General features: G+C 53.5%; 12 protein-coding genes. 7 read left to right on the forward strand and 5 right to left on the reverse strand.

Annotated features, from left to right (window positions below; translation table 11 throughout):
* Positions 1-82 precede the first annotated feature (82 nt).
* Positions 83-1,261, reverse strand: coding sequence for a formate-dependent phosphoribosylglycinamide formyltransferase (gene purT, locus JTI98_RS13720; protein WP_058588172.1), 1,179 nt, complete (start codon positions 1,259-1,261; stop codon positions 83-85).
* 131 nt (positions 1,262-1,392) lie between these two features.
* On the opposite strand from purT, the gene yebG reads away from it, so the two are divergent.
* From yebG to ptrB, 4 genes are all read left to right on the forward strand, one after another.
* The gene (gene yebG / locus JTI98_RS13725; protein WP_058588171.1) at positions 1,393-1,683 is read left to right on the forward strand and encodes a DNA damage-inducible protein YebG; all 291 of its coding nucleotides are present in this window, start codon (positions 1,393-1,395) and stop codon (positions 1,681-1,683) included.
* 73 nt (positions 1,684-1,756) lie between these two features.
* Entirely contained in the window at positions 1,757-2,110 is a 354-nt protein-coding gene (gene yebF, locus JTI98_RS13730; protein ID WP_043000372.1) for a protein YebF, read from the forward strand.
* Between the two features lie 94 nt (positions 2,111-2,204).
* Complete coding sequence (locus JTI98_RS13735) at positions 2,205-2,864, forward strand: tellurite resistance TerB family protein (protein ID WP_043000373.1); 660 nt, start codon at positions 2,205-2,207, stop codon at positions 2,862-2,864.
* An 88-nt stretch (positions 2,865-2,952) separates the two neighbouring features.
* Positions 2,953-5,028, forward strand: a complete 2,076-nt coding sequence (ptrB, locus tag JTI98_RS13740; protein WP_216081375.1) for an oligopeptidase B — start codon at positions 2,953-2,955, stop codon at positions 5,026-5,028.
* On the opposite strand, the gene exoX is transcribed toward ptrB, so the two are convergent.
* The 3 genes from exoX to JTI98_RS13755 all read right to left on the reverse strand — a co-directional run bounded on the left by exoX (position 5,010) and on the right by JTI98_RS13755 (position 6,697).
* The gene (gene exoX / locus JTI98_RS13745) at positions 5,010-5,672 is read right to left on the reverse strand and encodes an exodeoxyribonuclease X (RefSeq protein WP_043000375.1); all 663 of its coding nucleotides are present in this window, start codon (positions 5,670-5,672) and stop codon (positions 5,010-5,012) included. The two genes, ptrB and exoX, sit on opposite strands and share 19 nt — an antisense overlap.
* 23 nt (positions 5,673-5,695) lie before the next feature.
* Entirely contained in the window at positions 5,696-6,358 is a 663-nt protein-coding gene (locus tag JTI98_RS13750; RefSeq protein WP_104446580.1) for a carbon-nitrogen hydrolase family protein, read from the reverse strand.
* A 108-nt stretch (positions 6,359-6,466) separates the two neighbouring features.
* Positions 6,467-6,697 (reverse strand): DNA polymerase III subunit theta, encoded by a 231-nt coding sequence (locus JTI98_RS13755; protein WP_042318454.1) that lies wholly within the window; start codon positions 6,695-6,697, stop codon positions 6,467-6,469.
* A gap of 137 nt (positions 6,698-6,834) precedes the next feature.
* Here JTI98_RS13755 and yobA point away from each other — a divergent pair, with 137 nt between their 5' ends.
* From yobA to JTI98_RS13770, 3 genes are read left to right on the forward strand one after another with little or no spacing between them, the layout of a single operon-like run.
* Entirely contained in the window at positions 6,835-7,209 is a 375-nt protein-coding gene (yobA, locus tag JTI98_RS13760) for a CopC domain-containing protein YobA (protein WP_216081376.1), read from the forward strand.
* A gap of 2 nt (positions 7,210-7,211) precedes the next feature.
* On the forward strand, positions 7,212-8,084 hold the full coding sequence (gene copD, locus JTI98_RS13765; protein ID WP_216081377.1) for a copper homeostasis membrane protein CopD: 873 nt from the start codon (positions 7,212-7,214) through the stop codon (positions 8,082-8,084).
* Between the two features lie 16 nt (positions 8,085-8,100).
* Positions 8,101-8,439 carry a YebY family protein gene (locus JTI98_RS13770; RefSeq protein WP_043000379.1) on the forward strand — a complete coding sequence of 113 codons (339 nt, stop codon included), beginning with the start codon at positions 8,101-8,103 and terminating at the stop codon, positions 8,437-8,439.
* Between the two features lie 166 nt (positions 8,440-8,605).
* On the opposite strand, the gene JTI98_RS13775 is transcribed toward JTI98_RS13770, so the two are convergent.
* Positions 8,606-8,859: hypothetical protein (locus JTI98_RS13775; RefSeq protein WP_216082280.1), on the reverse strand; the 254-nt coding region annotated here is incomplete at its 5' end.

Here is an 8,859-nt window from a genome sequence, read left to right on the forward strand (position 1 = left end):
CCCGATGAGACGCGTTAGCGCCGCCATCGGGTTTTGCCGGATGGTGGCATGACTGCCTTATCCGGCCTACGGTTGCTGTTGTTTACCCTGTCACTTTCACCTGCGCGGCGGCGTTCTTCGCGCGTTCAATAGCGTCATCAACGTTGTCTGCCGTTGCCAGCGCCACACCCAGGCGACGCGATCCTTCAATTTCCGGCTTACCGAAGAAACGGACCTGCACACCGGCACCGACGGCGGCCTGAACATTGCCAAACGTCACGTCCTGACTGGTCAGTCGCGGTAAAATTACCGCAGAAGCTGCCGGACCATACTGACGAATGGCCCCCACGGGCAGTCCGAGGAAAGCGCGTACATGCAGGGCAAACTCCGACAGATCCTGAGAGATCAGCGTCACCATGCCGGTATCATGTGGGCGAGGGGAGACCTCGCTGAAGATGACCTCATCCCCGCAAACAAACAGCTCCACGCCAAACAGACCGTGACCACCCAGGGCTAATACCACTTTACGGGCAATGTCCTGAGCGCGTTCCAGCGCCAGTGCGCTCATCTGTTGCGGTTGCCAGGATTCACGATAATCGCCATCTTCCTGGCGATGACCTACCGGTGCACAGAAATGGACGCCATCGACCGCGCTGACGGTGAGCAGGGTGATTTCAAAATCAAACTTCACAACCCCTTCGACGATGACCCGACCGGCACCCGCGCGACCGCCCTGTTGGGCATAGTCCCAGGCTTGCGCCAGCTGCGCTTCGGAACGAATAAAACTCTGCCCTTTGCCGGATGAACTCATCACCGGTTTGACAATGCAGGGATAACCAATTTCAGCCACGGCGTCGCGGAAGGTGGCTTCACTGTCGGCAAAACGGAAGGTTGATGTGGGCAGTGCCAGTTCTTCTGCCGCCAGGCGGCGAATACCTTCACGGTTCATCGTGAGTTTTGTTGCGCGCGCGCAGGGCACGACGTTCAACCCTTCCTGTTCCAGCGCCACCAGCATATCCGTGGCAATGGCTTCAATCTCTGGCACGATATAGTGCGGTTTTTCCAGCTCCACTACGCGGCGAAGCGCGTCGCCATCCAGCATATTAATGACGTGCGAACGATGCGCGACATGCATGGCCGGTGCGTCGGCATACCGGTCCACCGCGATCACTTCCACGCCGAGACGCTGGCACTCGATGGCCACTTCTTTACCCAGTTCACCAGAACCCAATAACATCACCCGAGTTGCTGCCGGACGCAGCGCTGTGCCTAATATCGTCATGAAAATATCCCCCAACAAATTTGGCCGCAGTATATACGAAAACGTTTGCGTCTGTCTTTATTGCCAGGTTGATTTCAGCGGTGAAATAGAATATACTGTACATAAATACAGTAATATTGAGAGGCTGCAACATGGCGGTTGAAGTTAAATACGTAGTCATTCGGGAAGGTGAGGAAAAAATGTCATTTACCAGCAAAAAGGAAGCCGATGCGTATGACAAGATGCTGGATACGGCGGATCTACTCGACACCTGGCTTGAACAGTCCCCGTTAGCGCTGGAAGACGAACAGCGTGAGGCGCTGTCGCTGTGGCTGGCCGAACAAAAAGAGGTGCTGAGCACGATCCTCAAAACCGGTAAGTTACCTTCTCCGCAGGTGGTTGATAATGACGCCGCTGCCGGGGACGATACGCAGGCGGCCTGAATCTGACTTGCGCTCCTGACGTTTTGTACCATGCTTTTCCCTGTATCACTGTGCTATGGAGAAAGGGAAAAGTATGAAAAGAACGGGCGTGTTAGCCTGCTTGCTGTTGTTATGCACCAGCGTATCGGTGTCTGCGGCAGGTACGGACAGTAAGACGGTTAAGTTCCTTAACTGTGAAGGTCTGGATACCGAGGGTATTGCGGCGAGCGTTAAGCGCGATTATCAGCAGAATCGCATTGCGCGTTGGGCCGACGATCAAAAACATGTGGGTCAGGCCGACCCGGTGGCATGGGTTAATCCAAAAGAGATCACCGGTGGCGAGGGTAAGTGGGTAGTACCGCTGACCGTGCGTGGAAAAAGTGCGGATATTCATTATCTGGTGAAGGTCGACTGCAAGGCCGGCACAGCGGAATATCGTTCGCAATAGCACGAACATTTGCGCATCTTTAGCGCTGGCAGACATTTCCTGACATCCCCTCGGGTACGCTTTGACAATTCATTGTCAGTACTTGAGGGGCAAAATGGCTAACTGGCTAAATCAATTACACTCTCTTCTCGGGCAAAACGGATCGTCCTCCTCTTCTTCAGGTGAACAGGGATTAAGTAAGCTGCTGGTACCCGGCGCGCTGGGTGGTCTGGCGGGGTTACTGGTCGCTAACAAATCCTCACGCAAACTGCTCAGCAAATATGGCACCAGCGCGCTGCTGGTCGGCGGTGGTGCGGTGGCGGGGACGGTCTTGTGGAACAAGTACAAGGATAAAATCCGTGCGGCGCATCAGGGTGAACCACAGTTCGGCGCGCAAAGTACGCCGCTGGATGTGCGCACCGAACGGCTGATCCTGGCGCTGGTCTTCGCCGCGAAAAGTGATGGCCATATTGATGCCAACGAGCGGGCGGCAATCGAACAGCAACTGCGTGAAGCCGGCGTAGAAGAGCAGGGGCGCGTTTTCATTGAACAGGCGATTGAGCAGCCGCTCGATCCGCAGCGCCTTGCGCAGGGGATCCGCAACGAAGAAGAGGCGCTGGAGATCTATTTCCTCAGCTGTGCGGCGATTGATATCGACCACTTTATGGAGCGCAGCTACCTGAACGCGCTGGGTGATGCGCTGAAGATCCCACAGGATGTCCGTGATGGCATTGAGCAGGATTTGAAACAGCAAAAACAGGCATTACCTGGCTAACGAAATACCGCGCGCAGCATGTTTCGCTTGCATCATTCGTGACTTTTGCCACCCTTAGAGGATGTATAAAGACGAAAGAAACAGACACATGCTGCCAAAAGCAAATCGTATCCCTTACGCCATGACGGTCCATGGCGACACGCGCATTGATAACTACTACTGGCTGCGGGACGACACGCGCTCGCAGCCCGAGGTGCTTGACTACCTGCAACAGGAAAACCGCTACGGACATCAGGTTATGTCTACGCAGCAAGCCTTACAGGATCGTGTGCTAAAAGAAATTATCGATCGCATTCCTCCCCGCGACACCTCTGCGCCATACGTGAAGAACGGTTATCGCTATCGCCATCTCTATGAACCCGGGTGTGAGTACGCCATTTATCAACGCCAGTCTGCACTGAGTGAGGAATGGGATGACTGGGAAACGCTGCTTGATGGCAACAAACGGGCGGCACACAGTGAGTTCTACACTCTGGGACGACTGGCGATAACGCCGGATAACACCATTATGGCGCTGGCGGAAGATTATCTTTCGCGCCGCCAGTACGGGATCCGTTTTCGCAATCTGGAAAACGGTAACTGGTATCCGGAGATGCTGGATAATGTGGCTCCCGAATTTGTCTGGGCAAATGATTCCCTGACCTTTTACTACGTCCGTAAACATGCCACGACGCTCTTACCTTACCAGGTCTGGCGTCATACCGTCGGCACGCCCTCAGCCGATGACGAGCTGATTTACGAAGAAAAAGACGACACTTTCTACGTCAGCCTGCACAAAACGACGTCGCAACATTACCTCGTCATTCATCTGGCGAGCGCGACGACCAGCGAGGTTTTACTGCTGGATGCTGAACTGGCTGATGCTGAACCTTTCATCTTTCTGCCGCGCCGCAAGGACCACGAATACAGCCTCGATCACTATCAACATAAGTTTTATCTGCGTTCGAACCGCGAGGGTAAAAATTTTGGTCTTTATCGCACCCGTGTGCGCGATGAGAAAAAGTGGGAAACGCTGATCCCGGCCCGTGAAGCGATCATGCTGGAAGGGTTTACGCTTTTTACCGACTGGCTGGTAGTGGAAGAGCGCCAGCGTGGCTTAACCAGCCTGCGGCAGATCAATCGTAAAACTCGCGAGGTGGTGGGGATTGCCTTCGACGATCCGGCTTATGTCACCTGGCTTGCGTACAATCCAGAACCGGAAACCTCACGCCTGCGCTATGGCTACTCCTCGATGACCACGCCGGACACGCTGTTTGAACTGGACATGGATACGGGTGAACGACGGGTAATTAAACAGACAGAGGTACCGGGATTTGACGCCGCCAACTATCGCAGTGAACACCTGTGGATCACCGCCCGTGATGGTGTCGAGGTTCCGGTATCACTGGTCTATCATCAGAAATACTTCCGAAAGGGGCAAAATCCGTTACTGGTTTACGGCTACGGTTCCTACGGCGCCAGCATGGATGCCGATTTCAGCAGCAGCCGGTTAAGTCTGCTGGATCGTGGATTCGTCTATGCCATCGTTCACGTGCGAGGCGGAAGCGAACTGGGGCAGCAGTGGTATGAAGACGGTAAATTCCTGAAAAAGCGCAATACCTTCAACGACTATCTCGATGCCTGTGATGCGTTGATTGCCCTGGGCTACGGCTCGCCCTCTCTCTGTTATGGCATGGGTGGTAGCGCCGGAGGAATGCTGATGGGTGTGGCAGTCAACGAGCGTCCCGAACGCTTTCATGGCGTGGTTGCCCAGGTGCCGTTTGTGGATGTGGTGACGACGATGCTGGATGAGTCGATACCCCTGACGACCGGTGAGTTTGAGGAGTGGGGGAATCCGAAAGATCCGCAGTATTACGCTTACATGAAAAGCTACAGTCCGTACGATAACGTCAGGGCGCAGGCTTACCCGCATCTGTTGGTCACCACCGGACTGCATGATTCGCAGGTCCAGTACTGGGAACCGGCAAAATGGGTGGCGAAACTGCGCGAGCTGAAAACTGATGACCATCTGCTGTTACTGTGCACCGATATGGATTCCGGACACGGAGGTAAGTCAGGTCGTTATAAATCCTGGGAAGGCGTGGCGCTGGAATTTGCATTCCTGATTGGTCTGGCACAGGGAACATTGCCCGGTAACGGCGCTGTTCAGGCGTTATCCAGATAGTGTTTGAGGGTTAAACGCAGCTCCGGGCTCATGCTGTCGAGGTTGTTAAACAACCAGCGCAAATAGCCCGGATCGCGCTCTGCGACATCGGAAACGGCTTTGCCGCGATACTTACCAAAGGTGAAGGTGGTCAGTAACCCGGGCCGCCCGGTAATGTCGACCATCTGTTCCGCCGTCCAGCCGGAAGTATTCATAATATCGATGAGCAGCGCGGCGGTAATATAGCAGTCATAGAGTGCGCGGTGGTGATGCAGACCCGCAGGCGTTTGCACGTTCAGTTTACGTGACTTATAGAGCGCCATATTACTGTACTTAATCCCCGGCCAGAGGCGTCGGGAAAGTTTCATGGTGCAGATCCACTCGCCAGGCATGTCTGGCAGCACACGACGGTCAAAGCTGGCGTTGTGCGCCACATACCATTCGCTGCCGTAATAGTGGGGGATAACCTCTTCAATCCACGGCTTATCTGCCACCATCGCTTCGGTAATGCGATGAATGGCCATCGCCTGCGGCGAGATTGGCCGGTCAGGGCGCACCAGGTGGCTCATAGGATTCACAATCTTACCGTCAACCACGTCAACAGAGGCGATCTCTACAATCCCGCCCTGCAGGCCACAGGTCTCAGTATCGATGATGCGCAGCATGTAAAACTCCTGACCGAAAACGATTAGCGTAATGGAATGATATCACCTTGCCAACCCTGCGTTGTGCGCTGCCCCGTTAATAACAGCGAACCACGGTCGGCGCGGACAATTAATTGCCCGCTTTCATCCCATAATGCGCTACTTCCTCGCGCATTGGCCATCAGTACGGCAATCGAGAATTGATGTGAGAAATGTTGTAACTGCGACGTGGAGGTCAGCAATTCCGGCTCACTGACGCTTTGGCTGGTGGTAAACAGAGAAAACGCCGGATCCATATCGACACCTTCCGGTTGCTCATCCACCACGCTGATCGTTTTCAGGCCCTTACCAAGACACGCGCCGTGGCTTTGAGGAAACAAACGCAGTGAGGTTATCCATGGTGCGAAGACGGCAATCCCTTTGACAAAACGGTTGTTATGCTCGACCGGAAGACCGGCAATGATCGTCATGCGGTGCGCGTGGGCGGCCTGAGAGAGCGGTTGTAGCAGACTGATATCGATATCCGGCGGCGCAGGCAGGCACTGCGATTCGTCCATGCAACCGAGTAAGGAGAGGGCGGGAAACACCAACAGTTCGCACTGTTGCCGGGCTGCTGCGTCGATGAAATTCAGGTGATGAGCGATATGTCCACGAACAGATGTTTTTAGCGGTTCATACTGTGCAGCAGCGATTTTCCAGCGTGACATAATGACTTCCTTTTCATAGCGTCTACAATCATCCTTAAATCATAGAATAAGAATGCACTTATACTGTAGCAGGCAATATGTAAGGATATGTAACTTCACGCCGAAAAATTATTTAGGTTTCGGCTCATACGGTAAACGGGACAACGAAACGGACGCCAGACGATGGGCGATCAGACGCTCGCGAAACCAGTCGCGCAGATGTGCAGGTTGCTCACGTTCTACCACTTCAGCGACAACGGGCATGTTGTAGCGCTCTTTAAACGCGACGCCGGCAGCGGCCAGATCTACGTTTACTTTGTCCATTTCAGCTTGTTCAAGCTGAGCCAGATTTTTGTGCATGGGCTTCTCCTTCGATCTTGCGCGCAGAAGTTACTAAGAGTCGACCACAATGGCAAGCCGCAATTGATGATTGTCGACGCGAACATTATAGAAGGTTATCCTCTCAGGATAAGTCATTACAAAAGGGAATAGTTGATATGGTCTCTCCTGCACGTACTTTCCGCTATACGCTCCTTTTTCTGGCAGTCGCTCTGGCAACCCCCACCGTGTGGGCGCATGCGCATCTGACACACCAGTATCCCGCGGCGGATGCCGAGGTAACCGCCGCGCCGCAGGCGCTGACGCTTAACTTCTCTGAAGGTATTGAGCCCGGATTCAGCGGGGCGACAATTACCGGTCCAAAACAAGAGGGAATCAGAACCCGTCCCGCAAAGCGTAACGAACAGGATAAAAAACAGCTCATCGTCCCGCTTGATGAAACGCTGAAGCCGGGTCAATACACGGTGAACTGGCACGTGGTGTCTGTCGATGGGCACAAAACCAAAGGGCAGTACACCTTTAGTGTGAAATAAACATGCTGACGCTGACGTGGGTTGTTCTCCGCTTCATCCATTTTACCGCCCTGATGCTGGTGTTTGGCTCTGCGCTCTACGGCGCATGGCTTGCGCCGGCATCGATCCGCCGTCTGATGAGCAGACGCTTCCTGCGCCTGCAACAACATGCTGCGTTATGGAGTTTTGTGAGTGCATTACTGATGCTGGCAGTCCAGGGTGGGCTTATGGGCTCTGGCTGGCAGGATGTTATCTCCGTGTCTGTCTGGGGCGCGGTATTGCAAACTCAGTTTGGCGGTGTGTGGCTCTGGCAAATCGTTCTGGCGCTGGTTACGTTGGTTGTCGCGTTGATTGTGCCGCGTAATTTAGCGCGACTATTACTGCTCTTAACTCTCGCACAGTTTGCCCTGCTGACGGGGGTTGGGCATGCCACACTGCACTCGGGGGTTATTGGTGCGCTCCAGCAGACAAACCATGCAATGCATCTGATTTGCGCTGCAACCTGGTTTGGAGGACTGCTACCGGTGATTTATTGCATGCACATGGCAAAAGGACGCTGGCAGCAACAGGCGGTTTACACCATGATGCGTTTTTCCCGCTATGGGCATCTTGCCGTGGCGGGCGTATTACTCACCGGTATCACCAATCTGCTGTTTATTCAGGGTTTTTCCCTGCCATGGCAGACCGCCTGGGGGCAACTGCTTTTGCTAAAATGTGCACTTGTCCTGCTAATGGTGGCAATCGCACTGGCGAATCGGTATCTTCTCGTACCACGAATGCGGCAGGATAGTCGACGCATCAATCGGTGTTTTATTTGGATGACGAAGATCGAATGGGGAGTTGGCGCCGTCGTGCTGGCAATCGTCAGTGTGTTTGCGACGCTGGAACCGTTCTGAAGGACAGGCAAAATTCATGAAAAAAGTGATTCTCTCTTTGCTGCTTCTGACTAGCTCAGGGGTTGCGCTGGCGGCACCGCAGGTCATCACCGTAAGCCGTTTTGAAATCGGTAAAGATAAATGGGCGTTCAATCGTGAAGAGGTGATGCTGACCTGTCGGCCAGGAAACGCGCTGTATGTGATTAACCCCAGCACGCTTGTTCAGTATCCGTTAAACGATGTTGCACAAGAGCAGGTGGCGAGCGGTAAAACAAATGCGCAGCCCCTGTCGGTGATTCAGATTGACGATCCGGCAAAACCGGGTGAAAAAATGAGTCTGGCACCGTTTATCGAACGAGCGGAAAAGCTCTGTTAGTTACCAAAAGTATCTTTCTGATTTCCAATAAAAAACCGCAAGCCTTTTGTAAAGCGTCTTGCGGTTTTTACATTTCAGCCAGTGATCAGCGCCGTTTTTTTCCAGCCGCGCAAGCCGCAGACTGGAAAACCTGGCGTCGTCATCTATTCTTAAAAGGCAAGGCGACTTAGCCTGCATTAATGCCAACTTTTAGCGCACGGCTCTCTCCCAAGAGCCATTTCCCTGGACCGAATACAGGAATCGTATTCGGTCTCTTTTTATCTATTTGTTTCTCAAGGGTTTTTTCGGTCTTAACACGAAATCCCCCGAAAATTACTCGAATATTCCATATCCTGTCTAAACCATAACATACTCTGCACCGCGTGCGTCCAGGTATTTTTTGGTCATTGTTAAATTTTTGTGGCCCAGTAAACGTTGTGC

Origin of the sequence: Citrobacter sp. MGH 55, assembly GCF_016906145.1 — a bacterium.
Taxonomy (GTDB): Bacteria; Pseudomonadota; Gammaproteobacteria; order Enterobacterales; family Enterobacteriaceae; genus Citrobacter_A; species Citrobacter_A amalonaticus.